The sequence below is a fragment of the Borrelia duttonii Ly genome (genome assembly GCF_000019685.1).
In the GTDB taxonomy this organism is placed as follows: Bacteria; Spirochaetota; Spirochaetia; order Borreliales; family Borreliaceae; genus Borrelia; species Borrelia duttonii.
Window position 1 is genome coordinate 76,778 of the sequence record NC_011247.1, and the last position, 16,098, is coordinate 92,875.

Consider the following 16,098-nt stretch of genomic DNA (forward strand, 5'->3'; position numbering starts at 1 on the left):
AAATTTATAACATCAAACCAATTATAAAAGATCAACCAACTCTATAATATCAAATAAAATATAATGGATATTGCGCATTTCCTTATTAAAATTTGAATCTGAACTAGCTATAACTTTCTGTAGTTCATTTAATATATCATCCTCATTGGTCTTTGATGCAACAACAACAATAACATCTCTAAACTTAGACATTAAATCTTTAACAGCATCTATAAATTGAACTAAATACTTAGTAATTTTTTCAAGATCATCTTCATCTCTAAATTTAAGCATTTCTAATTTAGCTTTATTTAAAACATCTTCAAAGAAAATTTGAATTGAATGAGCAACGTACATTAAACCATTTAGCAAATTAGTAACAATTCTTGTATCTCTATCTCCCATATTCTTAAAATTCAACATTTGAAATACTCTACCCAAACTAAGAATAATCTCAATATCATATCTTAATGCTTCATAAACCTCATCCAAATCTGAAGGATAATAAATGTCATTTAAAATCCCTTTAAAATTAATACTTATCCTCTCTTCTTTGGAAAAAAATGCAACTCGCTTACTTTCAAGCTCTTGCTTAAATTTCATCAATAAGTTACTCAAAATACCAAAAGAAGATTTCATTTCATCCATATATTACTCCTTTTATAACACTATTTACCAATATAAATACACACTATTTACAGTATACATACATAAACATCAATTAATTAAGATGAATTAATAAATAACTATTATTTAAAATTTTTTAATTTCATATTCAAAACAAAAAAACACAATATTATTTAATAATTTACTACTTTTACAAAAAATCAACTAACTCTATAATATCAAATAAAAGATAATGAATATTACGAACACCTTTATTAAATTTTGAATCTAACTTAGCAACCACTCTACTCAACTCTTTTAATATGCTATCTTCATTAATTTTTGATGCAACAGATACAATGATAGCCTTAACTTGCAACATCAAATCTTTTATTATTTCTATAAACTGTTCTAGATAAATAACAATTTTTTTAATATCCTCATTATCTCTTAACTGGAGCAAATCCAATTTTGTTTGATTAAAAATATCTTTAAAGAGAGTCTGAATTGAATGTGCGACCCGCATTAAACCATTTAATAAATTCATCACAAGTCTTGTGTCTCTATCATAAACATGCTTAAAATTCAATTTACTAAAAATCAAACCTAATCTACCAATAATTTCAACATCATATCCTAACATAGTATAAATTTTATCTCTATCTGATTGATAATAAATAATATCATCTAATACCCCCTTAAAATTAATATCCAATTGAGACTGTTTAGAAATAAATGCATAACGCTCATTTTCAAGTTCTTCTCTAAAACCAATCAATATTTCTTTAAGCTCATCAAAATTTTGCTCCCTTAAATCCATATATTTATACTCCTTTGTGCAAGCTATCTATTATTAGAACGCATACATTATACTACCAATCACATTATAAAAACAATATAATATAATAACAATATCACTAATTTATTGAAAAAAATTTTACTCTTTAGCTTATATTAAACATAAAATGAAATTGACTTTAAAAAATGAAATTTTTCAAATTAAAATTATGATTTAAATATTTCATTCAGTTTATCTTCAATTTTAAACACATTATCTACAATGCCAATCAAAATTCTATTTGACAAAATACCATCATCAATTAAACTCTCTAAATAATTTATCATCATCAATTTATCACCTCTTCTTGCAGCTGCCTCATTAACAAAATGCTTAATATCTGAGATTAACTCTTCCCTTGCCTTCATAAAGTAATCTAAATGAAACATAATATTATCAATAAAAGTCACTAAACCTTCTTCAAACTTAAAATAGTCTTTAATTTTAGCCAGATTCTCATTGTTTAAATGCCTATTTAATAATATAATTCCGTATTTTGTAACATTTTCCAATTCTTTTAAAAACCTAATAGCAACATTAACATCATTATCATTTAAATTACCAACATCCTTATTAAAACGTAAATCTAATGTGGATAATATATCTATAAGTCTTTTAACAACTCCCAAATCATCTCCCAATGTAGCAATAATAACACGTTTGGTAGTATCTTCATTAAAGTACAACAATTTATCTGAATAAGCTTATTTATCACCAGTAAAAAAAGAAATTTTTGAATCAATAAAATTGAGAAGAGTATCAGATCTCGATAAAAATGTTATTTTACAATCCTCAACCTTATTTTTAAAAGCCTTATAAACTTTTCTTGCGTCTGGATCTAAGAATCCCGAATATTCTGATACACAAGATATGAATATCATTAAAAGCAAAAATACAATATTCACCCTTAAAAATACCATAATAACTCTCTTCATATATTCCCCTTTTTACAATAAAGCAACACTTACATAAAAGTTAAATAAGATAATACTACTACAACTAATATATTTAACTCAAGTAAAAATTAAATCATAATAACAAAACCACAATTCCTATACAAGATGCTGCATTTAAAGTAAATACTCCATAACTTTTTCTTAGAATACTGAAATTATTAAAATATTACGGATTAGTTTGCACATTAACCAAATTTCCAATTGATTGTGAAATAAACATTATTTTTGCAATCAATCTCCTAATATCCCCATTTTGCTCAATAATTTTTCTCAGTACAGCTTCCATTTCCAATTTATCTGTTTTTGATTCTGCTAATACAATATATCTACCCAATTTCAATGTTAAATTTCTCCTCAGATGCATTAACGTATCAATAAGAACATTAATAGAAGCAATATCATCTGCTGTTATTAAACTACTAGTCTTAATATTACCTAAATTAAACAAATTTAAATGATTATTTATCACAACTTCTCTAACATAATAAGTAACATTATATAAAACATCCAATAATCCAGAAGCAATTCCCTTATCTAGTCGACTTAAATAAGATGGAACATTTGGATCTACCTTATTTATCAATGTTTCTAATTTTCTAATAACATCAACATCATACCCCAAAGATGAATAAACGATATCCTTTTTATCATCACCATCAAATTTAGCAAATCGTTCAAAAAAAGGCATACTAAATTGATGCTTACCACTAGCAAAACGTAAACTTCTATCTAAAAACTCATTCTTAAACTCTCTAACTTTATTTTCAAGTTCATCATAAGCTTGTTCTCTGGTTTTATGAGAATCTGGCACTTCCGACAACAAATTTTCATCATCCAAAGTCTCATCGCTATTATCTTGCACAGTTGATCGCTCATACTTTGAAATTTTATCTTCTATAGATGAATCTTTTATCTCACCTGGATTTAGGGGACGTATTCCTGAACGTTCTAATTCTCTTTGAAATTCTGAATGATACTTAACTCCTGAATCCCAACCAAACATTATGAACAAAATCAATAATAAACATAATACACATACCAATGTCATGCTAAAATTTTTCATACATTCTCCTCTAAAAAATTAAAAATAAATTTATTACACAAGCTTTATTTTGTACTCCATGCATGCAAATCAATATTTACCCATCATATATTTAAATATGATTACTTAAAAATATTTATTTTTAAGTAATATTTTAAATGCAAAAATATTAATACAATTTCTAAACTAAATAAAGAACAACCAAAAGAAAAATAAAAAACTTCTATCTACTATTAAAATAAATTTCTCCATTCTTTATTTGCAAATCGTCAATTTTTTATCTAAACATTTTTTAATAACCCAACAACCATTACCACAAAAAACTTTATAACATTTTCTATCATGTAAAAGAGAAATCAAAAATCAAGTTGAATTAATTAATAAGGTTTATATTTAAGAAATTATTTAATATTGCTAAATATTCATCAAGTTATAAAAAATTTTGAATAATATTTCGATATATGACTAACTATTTACTAACAAAAGTATTTTATTTAAAAATTAAGTCACCTAAATTTATAACTTGCCTCTTAAGCAAAAACAAACATCCCCACATGCTATTTTGCTTTTAAAAACCATCTAATTGAATCAAAACCAATTATTGTTTCTTATTGACCACTTGTAACTAAATGATTACAAATCATTCATCAATACGATCAATCAAATAACAAAGGCATTAAAATATGACTTTTTAAATATACCTCCTTGTATAAAAAATTAATGTTTATTTCTATTAACAATAATTATACTAATAAATAATGCTTATATACAAATAATAAAATTAATTTAAGAAAATTATAATTTAATAAACAAACATCTATCTCAAAACAAAACCAAAATAAACAATACATATATAAAAAATGCAACCACAATAACATAAGTTAAAGTAAGCTGCATTGTAAAACACAAAAGAGAATATAGATTATTTATACTAAACAACAAACTAAGATTATATTTATAATAATTGTATTTTTAATTTTCTATGCTATCTCCTTTCCTAAAACCACAAGAGCAATTATACATGCAAAACTACAACACTCAAAAACAGTTAAATATAAAATACAAATGAGAAATAAAGACTTAACAAGTCTCTATTTCTATCTATTTCAATTAATACTTAAAGGGCCTTTAACAAACTTCTAAGATTTTGTACACGATCTTGCATGCCTTCAAAAACACTCAAAAGTACATTATCATTCCCAACAAGTTTATTAAATGTATTTAAAACATATTCTTTATCTACAGACTTAGCTTTAAGACTATCCATATTTTCTACAAGATCATTAATAATAAATTCAAATGAATTTAAAAGCAGTTTTCTTATTTTCATAATACTCATTAAACGCTTATAAATAACAAAAACTAATTCTCGGTCTGTAGAATTCTTAAGTCTGTCTAAGCAAGCTCCATTAAAATCTTCATAAATCAATTGCAAAGTCAGATCTGATACTTTCTCTAAAAGCAATACAAAGTTGTTTGCAAGCATTGCTTCATTCGAACTAGAATCATCTAAATTTAACATCTTTAATATATCTATCAAGGAATATAAAAGTTTACGTTTATATTGCAAGGAAGCAATAACATTATCACGTGTAGCTATACTATCTTTTAACAAAGACATTTTATGAAAAGGAAACTTAAAAACATCTATATTTTTAACTAGCCTCTTCAAATTTAATTTACGATTTCTATCATCCATTTTATAATTTTCTAATATCAATAATATATCTGATATTCCAGAAAAACCTTTCTTAGACCCTGCACCATGAACAGATCCAAACAATTCATTCAAAGGAAAACCGCTCTTGCAATCAGAACTATATCTCCCTCCTCCTTCTGCAAGACCAGTCTTACCTGAATGATTACAAGATATCAAACCGACAGCAACAACAATATTAAAAATATTAAATCCCATTTTTTGCACGCTATATCTCCTTTATTTAAAATAATTAAAAAAATCAATATTCTATTAACCAACCTTTTGAAATTTCAAGAATTATTGAAATTCGACAATTAGAAATTATAACACAACTATTATATTAATCAATATAATTATATAAATATGATTAAATTAATATTTAAAATTAAATATTATTAATATCAAAACTCAATTTAAGCAAATTGACTAGATAATATTTCAATTTGCTTAGATATATTACTGATCAGATTAACTGATCGTTTAATATCTCTATTTTCATCAAAAATATCACTAAGTCTACTTAGTATATCTGGATCATTATTTATTTCTGATTGAATCTTTTTCATCGCTTTCATAATCTTTAAAATCACATCCTTTCTCATCCTCATCATATTATCTAAGAGTAATTCAATCTTAGAAACAATATTTATCCCCTTTTTGCTCCTTCCAAGTCTTACAAAAAATGCTTTATTTAAATACTCATTTAATATTACTTTAACTGAATCTGTAGCATCCCTTAAGAGCGCCAACAAATAAATAGCAACAGCAGTATCCTCATTCTCAGCAGGAGGATCTTCTAATAGCAATTTACCAAATAACATTTCTAATATCTTAATAGTATCAAAATCATACCCAAGGCTTGCATAAATACTATCTTGTACATCTCCATTTTCACTATCAAAAGCTGCAGATACTTTAAAAAAAGGAATATTAAATTGATAAGCAGCCTTTTGAAACTTAATCTCTTTATCAGATAACGACATTTTATACTTAGCCACTTTTTCTGACAACTGACTATAGAGAGGCTCTCTCAAGACAACTTCAAACTTTGTTAAAGTCTCAACTTGTCCAAAATCCCCCGAATAGCAAGAAAGTATGCTAAAAAGCACACACAAAATAAAAACTATTCTCATAAATATTCTCCTTTCCCAAAATTCAAGTTATATGCATCAAACAAACAAAGAAATATTTAATAAAATACACATTACCCAATTCAAAACTGTATTTACACATACACTTATACCTTTTAATAACAATTAAAGGACCATAAAGGTCCTTTAATCTATAAATTTTTTACGACATCGTTAATATATGTTCCATTATTTAAAGAACGTTCAACTTCATTTTTATCAACAAAATTTTTCTCATTAATCTTATTCAATTGATCTAAAATTTCATCATTATTGCCATTTAAATCAATCTCTAATATAACCTTATTGTTAGCAAACATTAGTTTTTCTTTTGAATCTAAAAATTCCCTTAAAGAAGAAGTAAATTTCTCAACATCCTCTATTTTTGCAAGTTTATCTAAATTCTCATCACTAAAATTTTGCTTTACAAAATCACTCAAAAATCTTGCATCTGAATTTAGGTTATCTAATAACAAATAAACAGATAGTAAATACTTTTTATCATCACCCTTATCATCTTTATCAGCATCTTTATCATTATTCTGAACAACATCTTCCTTAGGAACAACTTTTGCATCAAACTTCTTTACAATAGCATCTATATGTTTTAAAACATCAACATTATAACCCACTGCCTCATAAACATAATCTTCATTAAACTCATTTTCTATCTCTAAACCTTCAACTACTTTATTACAAAAATCAAATTTATGCCCAGATTTTTCAAAATTATCTTTTGCATCCTTAACTTTATCTTTATATTCTTGTAATAAAACCTTAAAATCACTTAAATTTTTACCATCCTCAACAAAACTAGCATCTTGAGGAATTAAAGTTTTCAAAGAAGCCTGTAGCTGACTTAAATCAACTTTAGAATCTAAATTACAAGACGTAACACCAAACAACAACACATAAAATATAAAATTACTTTTTCTCATATAATTTCTCACCTTTTAAAAATTTCTCAAAATCCCTGAATCTCAAATAAGAATCATTATATTTTGATAATATATTTTATACAATAAAAATTACATTTTTGCAATATCTCTAAACAAAAAACTTGAAAAAAATTAGAATGTAAATTTTGGAAAAAATATGCCTAAAAAAATACCTAAAAGATACAAATTTTAGTATGCTTCTTCTAGGCATATATAAACTAAAGGAGAACAACAAAGTAAAGGACAAAGTACTTCAATCAAACACTAATGTGCTTGAAAGGACTTTATAAAACATCAAAGAGTTAGATTTTCTTAATAATCAAATTAAAATCATCTAACTGCCCTTGAAATTCTTCTAGCCATTTCTTTTATAAAGCGAATATTTGCATTAATATTTCCATCACCAAGAATATCCCTTATCTGTATCACAATCACTTGCTTTATACCAGCTGGATCTATTGCCAATATTCGTTCCTTAATCTTAAATACAAGTTCTCTCTCCTTAGTTATTGAATCTCGTAAAGCAACGGTAATTACAGAAATAGAACTTGCACTCCTAGTGGTGCTAATTCTACTTAAATGTTCATCTCGCAGATGTACATTAATAATTTCATCAATTGGCTCTGCAATCTCTTTTAAAAGATATAATAAATCATAAATAAGTTTGTATCTGCATCCATCATATCAGAAGTGATATCAAACTTTTCACAAATCTTGACCAATCTTTCTAGAGATGCAACATCATACTCAAAAGCAGCATAAACATTATTGCGAGAATCCGGAAGAGAAAAAACTGGAATAAATTTCTCAAAAGGAATATTAAATTCATAACCTAATTTTTGAAAATCATCAAATAAACTAATAACTCTTTTTTTATATGTTAGTACAGTGTCTCTCAAAATTGCATAAGCCCTATCCCTTGACTCCATCTCTTTAATAAACACCATTGGATCACAAGCTAAGATAACAAAAATAAGGGACATAACACACATACTAAACATTAAAGCCATTCTTTTCAAAAAAATCCCCCTTCCCCAAGATCAATTAAAATACAAACATTAATATTACTTAAAATATTATTCAATATTAATATCTATTATTATATAATAAAATTATATTGATAAATCAATTTAATTTAAAAATATTATTAAAAAATAAAATATAATGCTATTATTTTTTAACATATTAATAAAACTTCAAAAAAGCAATATTTTAAAGAAATTTTTAATAACGAAAAAATAAAAAAATTACCAAACAAATTGAAAAAAATAAAATAAATTAAAAAATTTTAAAAAAAAATAAACAATTGTTTATATAAATTTATATAAACAATCAATTATAATCATCAAAATATTCACATAAAATCATCATCATGCAAAGGCTCAACACGCATAGGCTTTATATAACCATTACCTTTAGTAGAGAAAAAATCATGAGTTTTAGTATCAGTTCTAAGACCATTTAAAACTAAAGGATTAACATCAGTATCTTTAATATTAAATTTAGTATCAAAACCCAAATTCATCAATGCTTTATCAGCATTATACCTCACAAAAACATCAACAGCAGATTCAAGCCCCACACAAGAATAAAGCTCTTTAGTATATTCTCTCTCAAGAGAATAAAGTTTTTCTAAAATTAATAACATTTCTTTATATGCAAGCTCTTGTTCTTTCATTGTCATTTTATCAAATTCTTCTTGAGCCAAAAGACCCACAAATACACCATGAACAGATTCATCACGCAATATTAAATTAATAATCTCACCACTATTAACCATCTTACCTTGTCCTGCAAGATACAATGGATAAAAAAAGCCTGAATAAAATAAAAATGTCTCAAGAAATACGGAAGTACACAATGCTTGATATAAACTCATTCTATCGTGTATGTTATTATATTTACCCAAAATCAATTCTAACTTTTCTTGATAATTTCTATAAGTTTTAACCCAATCAAATATATAATCTATGCGATCGATATTAGAAAGACTTGAGAAAATGCTACTATAGCTCTTAGCATGCATATGCTCCATAGCACCCATAAATCCAAGAATTGGCTTATAATCTAGATTATCTATAGCTAAAGCTATACGTGGCATACCAACAGAACCTTGTTCTGTGTCTAATAATGTAAGTCCACCTAAAACCTTCTCATAAACATCTCTCTCATCAACAGACAATGTATTCCAAACCAACTTATCATCAGAAATTGGAATCTCCTCATCTACCCAAAATTGTCTTATATTTTGATCCCAAAACATCTTAGTATAGCCATTATTAAGCCTATTCCAATTGATGGCTTCTCTATTTTTTCTCATTAATAATACTCCTCAACTTAAAGTACACTTAAAAAGTTAAACATCTATATTGCACAAAGAATACACTCATCTACTGAGAGATTTTTATTACGTGTATAATACAAGCTTTTAAGCCCCTTATTCTTTGCATAAATATAAAGTTTTACAAGTTCTCTAGTACTAGTTTCATTTGTAACATAAAGCAAAGTACTAATTCCTTGATCAACATGTCTTTGTGCTTCACTTACAAGATCAATCAATTTTCTCATATCCATATAATATGCAGACTTAAAGAAAATAGCATTTTCTCTGCTAAGATATGGCATTGGATAATAAGTTGTAGAATTTCCATAAACTCTAGCCTCAACAGGCTCAACAATAGGCATAAGAGATGTTGTCGCATTCTGAATATAAGATATACTCTGAGTTGGAGCTACAGCTAGTCTATAAGCATGGTAAAGTCCATATCGTTGAATATCTCCTTTCAGATTGTTCCAATCACTCTTAGAAGGAATTTGAAGACAGCTAAATATTTCCCTTACAACTTCACTTCTTGGAGAGAAATCTTCATTAAGATACATATTAAAATAATTACCATTATAATATTCACTCTGCTTAAAATCTTTAAAAACAGAATTTCTCTCTTTTGCTATATTCATGCTGCTCTTTAGAGAATAAAAATTTAACAACATAAAAAATGTGCGAACAAAATCCAAAGCCTCATCACTCTCATAAGGAATTTTATTTTTAATTAAAAAACCATGCAAATTCATAACACCAAGACCAACAGCACGATAATCATCATTAGCTTTACGTACACTTGGAGCATTATTAATACAAGACTTGTCAACAACAGATGTCAAAGCTCTCATAGCCAAGTCAACAGTAAATTCAAAATCACTATTAATGACATTAACAATATTTAATGAACCCAAAATACAACTAACATCATATCCAATAACATCGCCCTCACCATAATTGCCAATAACAGAAGGTGTTTGAATCTGAAAAATTTCTGTACAAAGATTAGACATCTTAACACGTCCAACTTCTTTTAATGGATGATTTAAATTACATGAAGTTTGATACATAATATAAGGGTATCCTGATTCAAACTGAAGCTTTGCAATACGAACAAGCATATCTCTAGCCGATATTTCTTTTTTTATAATACGAGGATTACTTGCAAGTAAATCATAATCTTTATCAAAATCAATATCATTCATCATAAGCCCAGTCTCTTTATAAACTGAATATGGGGCTAATGCATAATAATTTTTATCTTGCTTTGCAAGTTCAAAAAATTTATCTGGAATTATTACTCCCAATGACAATGTCTGAACACGACTCTTCTCATCAGCATTAATCTTTTTTGTATCCAAAAAATCTTCTATATCATAATGAAAAATATTTAAATATACAGCACCAGCACCCTTTCTCTGCCCCATCTGATCTGCATAATTAAACCCATCTTCTAAAAGCTTCATAACGGGAATAACACCTTTTGCAACATTACAAATTCCCCGTATCTCTTCACCCCTAGCTCTAATATTTGAAAGATTTAAAGCAACACCTCCACCAATTTTAGAAAGCTGCATAGCAGAAGAAATATTAAAAGTAATGCTATTTAATGAATCACCCACCTCTAATAAAAAACAAGATACAAGTTCACCTCTAACATACTTACCAGCATTTAAAAAAGTGGGAGTTGCAGGCTGATATCGCTGCTTTATCATATCTAAAGCAAGTCTCAATGCAAAATCAAAACATCCATCAGCAAGAAACAAACTAACTGCAATAATTCTATCTTCATAAGACTCAAAATAAGTATCTTTTACTTTAAGTGCATAATCCTTATAAAATTTTGAAGCACTCATATAAGACTTAAATTTAAATTCCTCTCCCTCAACAGCTTTATATATTTCAAGTATTTGATCTTCAGAATATTTTTGATAAAAATCTTCATATAAATTGTTATCAATCAAATAATGCATTCTTTCATTTGGATTTTCAAATTTTAAAGATTTACTTTTAATTTCTTCCAAAAAAACACTCAAAGCCTCAAGATCTTTCTCTAACCTATAAAACCCGTCTCTTAAAACCATCATCTCATTATTTAACTCTAAGTGTCTCATCACTAATCCTTTCCATAAAATTCTTAACATCATGTGATGTTCCAGATAACTCAAATTTCAATATTTCAGGAACACCATATTTATCTTTTATTAAATTAACAGCATTGCAAAATGAATCACCCCAATTTTTATTTCCACTACCAGCAACACCAATCATCAATTTAAAATTATGCTCTAAAAATTTATCAACTTCAGATGGCACTTTTCCAAATGCAATAGTATAAGTAAGCAAAACATAAGGTTCCTCAACAATCTCATCACCTGTAACAATACGAAAAATATTACCAAGTCCTGTCTTTGAGATAAAACGCCCTATGTTCCCTGTTTTTGAAGCATAAACCACTAAAATATACTCACCTCTTTGTAAAGATTACAATATTGATAAAAAAATAATTCATAAATATTATAACCAAATTAACTATAAATTAAGTTTTTCTTTTAACCTATCTAAACTTTTTTGTGATAAATTAAGTTTTGTTAAATCTAATGCCTTTCTAATCTCACATACCTCTTCACTTGAAAGCATTACACCTTCTAAAATATGCTTTTTAAAACTACTAGTTGCTAATGGTACCACCAAATTAACAATATCCAATAAAACATTAGAATATTCTCTTATCTCTTTTTGTGCATGACCTGATGATCTTAGTTTAATGAAACGAAATAAATTATTAAGATCAATCTGCCAATACCATTCGGTATATAAACTTAAAGGCAAAGTTATTCTTGCAAGCTCCCTGGAGACATCTTTTTTAATCATATCATCATAAATTTTATAAGCATTTTTATAACTCTCATCAAGACCATCTAAAAAAGATATAGCAACATCAATGTCAATCTCCTCATCCGATCTACCCTGTTTATTTATCAAACTTTGTGTCTTAATATCTTCTCTTAAAGGCACATAAAACTCTTCTCTCATAAGACTATAACGTCCTGAGACTTCATTAATTCTTGAAGTTCTATGTCTCATCCACTGTCTTGCAACAAATATTGGAGCCTTAACATGAAAAGTAAAAACCACTTGCTCAAAAGGACTTGTATGCTCATTCCTGATTAAATAGTCAATAAGAGCAGCACTATCTCTTTTTGCTTTAGAATCTCTATAAGAAACTCTAGCAGAATTAACTATTCTCTCATCACTGCCCATATAATCAATAAGTCTCAAGAACCCTTTATCTAATACTTTATATTCTCTGTCCAATATTTCTTCTGCTGCATCTACATGATCATGCATAAAACCATCCTACTTAATTAAAAATTTTTTTCAAAAAACAAATTATCGTCTGCGTATCAAAGCCACAAAAACAAACATCAAAATATAAAAAAACTAATCAATGACTCTACAAACACCTTACGAATCACCCATCACACAATAAGTTTATCTTACCTTTAAATACCACAATACACCCCAAACACCTTAACGATTTATAAAAAACTTAATCACTACAATCAAAGTAAAAATTAATAAATAAATGTTAACACAAAACTATTCAATATTAAACAAGCTATTTTGCCCAAAAATGCATATTTAATTTATACACAATTAAGACAAGAATAAACTTGAAAATAATAACATATAAAATATAAATTAAATTTAAAAATAATAAAATTGCTATAAAAACATATTTTTATGATACAATGCAACTTTTGGGAGGATTAAAAATTGAAAAAAATAATTATTTTATTAGCTTTATTTATAATAATACTATCTATGGCATCTTGTTTTTTAGATGATCAAATAGATTACTCAAAAGTTCAACTTGATCAAGCATTAAGTAATATTATAAGTAAATACAATCATAATAAATTAAAAGATTTACAAAAAGAAAATGTTGAAGAAGAAGAAGAACAAACCACATTTGAAGTGATTGAAGGGCAAAAAGAACAATGCATGTGCATAAGCTGTTGGTTATGGTGTAGTTGCCCAAAACCTAAATGTTATATTACTTGGATGAAAATTAAAGCCAAAGAAATTGTTGACCAGGATAAAAAGGTAATAGCAGCGCTTAAAGACAAACTTAGGTATTCATATTCAGTATCGCCCATCAAATACAATAATAATTACAGCAATTACGTTATGCCTTTAATCCTATTTGAAAGTATGGACGAAAACATTGAAGTTACATCATTTAATTTAACAGACCATAAAAACCTAGACTTTAATAATAAGGGTGTTCTTGGTGGTTGGATTCAAGGAATACCAAAGGTAGAAAAATCATCTGAAGAGGGATATAAAAATGTATACCCTTATGGAATACTAAACGCAATAAGTCCAAATGGTGGGGAAGAATTGATATCTGCTTTTAAATCTCTATACAAAAACGGAAAATGGGATTTCATGAAGGCAGAAATTAAAGTAAAAGACAAGACAAACAATCAAGAATCAACACATAATATACTGCTTGATGGGAAATTATTTAATGAATTTATAAAAACAGTAATAAATAAACATAAAGGCACAACTACTGCAAATACCAAATTCCAAGTTCCCATTAACAATTAAAAATATAAAAAATTCTACAATTAATACTTAAGATTTCAGTAATTCTTATATTAATTGTAGAATTACTCAGACTTATTAAACAACCTCAAACAAAAGCAAATAACCCTAGATACACAATTCTCAACATTTTTTTAAAGTATCATTTTGATAATGACCCTTAATTTATATTTCAATTCATAATATTTAATATACTTAAACAATGAAAAAAATTTTTATTGATATAATTTATATTATACTAATTAAAAAAACCACTGTATCAAATACAAAATTTAAAAAACCAAACAATTAAAGGGGGTAAAAAGTGATAAGAATCATAATAGCATTATTAGCCATCGTATCATGCAGTGTCCAACAAAACCACAACTTAGAAAAACAACATAAACGATTTATTCAGCCTACATATAACAAATTTAAACACAAGAGAACTCCAGGAAACATAGACCCTGACAACGATATAACTAAATATCAATCAGAACAATTACAAATAGAAGAAGGAAGCTTAGATGTATGTTTACAAGTAACACCTCATTCGTGGTGGCCTTTTTCTTCAAACAATTGCAAAATTACTTGGATAAAAAACAATTTTCAAAAAATTATTGAAACAGATACACAAAAAGAATCAAAACTATTGCAAGGTAAATTGCATTACACATATATAGTAGCACCAATTAAAAGCCATGATGAATACACCAAATATGTTATGCCTTTAATATTATTTGCAAGCCTGGTTGACTACATTGAAATAATTTCATTTAAATTAAAATGTCGCCCAAATTTAAATCTGGATTTTGAAAAAGGTTCCATGCAAAATCTTAGAAATCGGGTAGCTGATCAAGTAAATAAAGCAGTTAAAGCCCAAGGTTATAAAAAAGCATATCTTTATGGAACAATAAATATGCTCTACCCAGAAGGTGGAAAAGACTTAATAAATGCATTTAAAAGTCAGTATAAAAATGGTAATTGGAGCTTTATGGAAGCAGAAATAACCATTAAAGACACACTTGATCACAAAACAACAACTCAATCAATACTTTTAGACAGCATAATGTTTAACGAATTTTTAAAATTAGTTATAAAAAAGCATCCTGACATAAAAGAGGCAAATAATCAATTTAGGGCACCTGTTGATTAATCTGATCATTCCTAATGATCAGATTTTAAATATCAACAGTTTTTAAAAACTTTAAAATGAAATATCCAAACTAATACGAATGCAAAACATCATACACCTGCCTCTTTAATGACGCAAATATCCCTGCATGATTGGCCAATTTAAGCGCCAAATAAGCCCCATTATAACCACTATCACCACAACAAGCAACTTTTAAAGTTTTTAGATATTCTTTTTCTTTTACATTAAGTTGTATTTCAAATGTATCTTTTCTAGGATTACCATCTGCAAATTCATATATAGCATCAAGTATTTCATCTCTAACTTTTAATGTCAAAACTATATCAGCAACTGCCTCTTTTACCTTATCAGCATTAAGAATAACTAAAAATTCATAAAACTCATCATCACTATAAGTACGTATATGAGACATATCGTCCAAAATAGTAGAATCTGTTAATGCACTCCTTAAAAATCTAACTGCCTGCTTTTCTTCATTTGATAAGTCAAAATCTGAAATTAACTTTTCTAACGAAACATTATCAAAATTAACACCAATATCAAAATCACTATCAATAATATCACGAAAAGCAACATCATCAGAATCATAAACTAAATCAAAATTACCAGAATACTTTTCATCCTTACAACAAAAAAATAAAACAAAAAACAAGAGCAAATTACCAAGAACTTTCATATTTTTAATATCTCCTTCTAATTGAAAAAGATATCTCATTAATATTTATTTAAACAAAAATTAATAAAATTAATTAATTAAACTTCAATATATAATGTATAAATATGTAAACTGACAATAAAAAGACTTAATTTTAGATAACTTTGACTACAAATTAAATTC

At 26.8% G+C, this 16,098-nt stretch carries 17 protein-coding genes; 2 read left to right on the forward strand and 15 right to left on the reverse strand.

Features of this window, described 5'->3' with window-relative positions:
• Window positions 1–21 precede the first annotated feature (21 nt).
• From BDU_RS04750 to thyX, 14 genes are all read right to left on the reverse strand, one after another.
• On the reverse strand, window positions 22–627 hold the full coding sequence (locus BDU_RS04750) for a hypothetical protein (protein ID WP_012539405.1): 606 nt from the start codon (window positions 625–627) through the stop codon (window positions 22–24).
• Window positions 628–796: 169 nt separating this feature from the next.
• Window positions 797–1,405 carry a hypothetical protein gene (locus tag BDU_RS04755; RefSeq protein WP_012539280.1) on the reverse strand — a complete coding sequence of 203 codons (609 nt, stop codon included), beginning with the start codon at window positions 1,403–1,405 and terminating at the stop codon, window positions 797–799.
• A gap of 185 nt (window positions 1,406–1,590) precedes the next feature.
• Window positions 1,591–2,109, reverse strand: coding sequence for a hypothetical protein (locus BDU_RS04760; RefSeq protein WP_041177816.1), 519 nt, complete (start codon window positions 2,107–2,109; stop codon window positions 1,591–1,593).
• A gap of 18 nt (window positions 2,110–2,127) precedes the next feature.
• Entirely contained in the window at window positions 2,128–2,358 is a 231-nt protein-coding gene (locus tag BDU_RS04765; RefSeq protein ID WP_012539407.1) for a hypothetical protein, read from the reverse strand.
• Between the two features lie 187 nt (window positions 2,359–2,545).
• Entirely contained in the window at window positions 2,546–3,442 is an 897-nt protein-coding gene (locus BDU_RS04770; RefSeq protein WP_012539408.1) for a hypothetical protein, read from the reverse strand.
• A gap of 1,096 nt (window positions 3,443–4,538) precedes the next feature.
• The gene (locus BDU_RS04775) at window positions 4,539–5,336 is read right to left on the reverse strand and encodes a hypothetical protein (RefSeq protein ID WP_318250819.1); all 798 of its coding nucleotides are present in this window, start codon (window positions 5,334–5,336) and stop codon (window positions 4,539–4,541) included.
• A gap of 197 nt (window positions 5,337–5,533) precedes the next feature.
• A complete protein-coding gene (locus tag BDU_RS04780; RefSeq protein ID WP_012539410.1) occupies window positions 5,534–6,253 on the reverse strand; it encodes a hypothetical protein in 720 nt (239 codons plus the stop codon).
• Between the two features lie 149 nt (window positions 6,254–6,402).
• On the reverse strand, window positions 6,403–7,188 hold the full coding sequence (locus BDU_RS04785; RefSeq protein ID WP_318250801.1) for a hypothetical protein: 786 nt from the start codon (window positions 7,186–7,188) through the stop codon (window positions 6,403–6,405).
• Between the two features lie 330 nt (window positions 7,189–7,518).
• The gene (locus BDU_RS08585) at window positions 7,519–7,653 is read right to left on the reverse strand and encodes a hypothetical protein (protein ID WP_318250802.1); all 135 of its coding nucleotides are present in this window, start codon (window positions 7,651–7,653) and stop codon (window positions 7,519–7,521) included.
• 170 nt (window positions 7,654–7,823) lie between these two features.
• The gene (locus BDU_RS08590; protein ID WP_318250803.1) at window positions 7,824–8,207 is read right to left on the reverse strand and encodes a hypothetical protein; all 384 of its coding nucleotides are present in this window, start codon (window positions 8,205–8,207) and stop codon (window positions 7,824–7,826) included.
• Between the two features lie 335 nt (window positions 8,208–8,542).
• Complete coding sequence (gene nrdF, locus BDU_RS04795; RefSeq protein ID WP_012539290.1) at window positions 8,543–9,508, reverse strand: class 1b ribonucleoside-diphosphate reductase subunit beta; 966 nt, start codon at window positions 9,506–9,508, stop codon at window positions 8,543–8,545.
• A 44-nt stretch (window positions 9,509–9,552) separates the two neighbouring features.
• A complete protein-coding gene (nrdE, locus tag BDU_RS04800) occupies window positions 9,553–11,622 on the reverse strand; it encodes a class 1b ribonucleoside-diphosphate reductase subunit alpha (protein ID WP_041177817.1) in 2,070 nt (689 codons plus the stop codon).
• Entirely contained in the window at window positions 11,600–11,965 is a 366-nt protein-coding gene (gene nrdI / locus BDU_RS04805) for a class Ib ribonucleoside-diphosphate reductase assembly flavoprotein NrdI (protein ID WP_012539292.1), read from the reverse strand. Before nrdI ends, nrdE begins: the two co-directional genes overlap by 23 nt.
• Window positions 11,966–12,040: 75 nt before the next feature.
• Window positions 12,041–12,859: an FAD-dependent thymidylate synthase gene (gene thyX / locus BDU_RS04810; RefSeq protein WP_012539413.1), complete on the reverse strand. Its 819-nt coding sequence runs from the start codon at window positions 12,857–12,859 to the stop codon at window positions 12,041–12,043.
• Window positions 12,860–13,288: 429 nt separating this feature from the next.
• Between thyX and BDU_RS04815 the strand changes: the two genes are divergently transcribed.
• Together BDU_RS04815 and BDU_RS04820 are read left to right on the forward strand one after the other, a co-directional pair.
• Complete coding sequence (locus BDU_RS04815; protein ID WP_012539414.1) at window positions 13,289–14,128, forward strand: S2/P23 family protein; 840 nt, start codon at window positions 13,289–13,291, stop codon at window positions 14,126–14,128.
• A gap of 301 nt (window positions 14,129–14,429) precedes the next feature.
• Window positions 14,430–15,260 (forward strand): S2/P23 family protein, encoded by an 831-nt coding sequence (locus BDU_RS04820; RefSeq protein ID WP_012539415.1) that lies wholly within the window; start codon window positions 14,430–14,432, stop codon window positions 15,258–15,260.
• Window positions 15,261–15,330: 70 nt separating this feature from the next.
• On the opposite strand, the gene BDU_RS04825 is transcribed toward BDU_RS04820, so the two are convergent.
• Entirely contained in the window at window positions 15,331–15,936 is a 606-nt protein-coding gene (locus BDU_RS04825) for a BTA121 domain-containing protein surface lipoprotein (RefSeq protein ID WP_231439728.1), read from the reverse strand.
• Window positions 15,937–16,098 lie beyond the last annotated feature (162 nt).

Coding starts and splice junctions, on each gene's coding strand:
- thyX (WP_012539413.1), bottom strand. CDS start 12,859: ATGCATGATCATGTAGATGCAGCAGAAGAAATATTGGACAGAGAATAT.
- BDU_RS04785 (WP_318250801.1), bottom strand. CDS start 7,188: ATGAGAAAAAGTAATTTTATATTTTATGTGTTGTTGTTTGGTGTTACG.
- BDU_RS04755 (WP_012539280.1), bottom strand. CDS start 1,405: ATGGATTTAAGGGAGCAAAATTTTGATGAGCTTAAAGAAATATTGATT.
- nrdE (WP_041177817.1), bottom strand. CDS start 11,622: ATGAGACACTTAGAGTTAAATAATGAGATGATGGTTTTAAGAGACGGG.
- BDU_RS04770 (WP_012539408.1), bottom strand. CDS start 3,442: ATGAAAAATTTTAGCATGACATTGGTATGTGTATTATGTTTATTATTG.
- BDU_RS04775 (WP_318250819.1), bottom strand. CDS start 5,336: ATGGGATTTAATATTTTTAATATTGTTGTTGCTGTCGGTTTGATATCT.
- BDU_RS04825 (WP_231439728.1), bottom strand. CDS start 15,936: ATGAAAGTTCTTGGTAATTTGCTCTTGTTTTTTGTTTTATTTTTTTGT.
- BDU_RS04750 (WP_012539405.1), bottom strand. CDS start 627: ATGGATGAAATGAAATCTTCTTTTGGTATTTTGAGTAACTTATTGATG.
- BDU_RS04765 (WP_012539407.1), bottom strand. CDS start 2,358: ATGAAGAGAGTTATTATGGTATTTTTAAGGGTGAATATTGTATTTTTG.
- nrdF (WP_012539290.1), bottom strand. CDS start 9,508: ATGAGAAAAAATAGAGAAGCCATCAATTGGAATAGGCTTAATAATGGC.
- BDU_RS04780 (WP_012539410.1), bottom strand. CDS start 6,253: ATGAGAATAGTTTTTATTTTGTGTGTGCTTTTTAGCATACTTTCTTGC.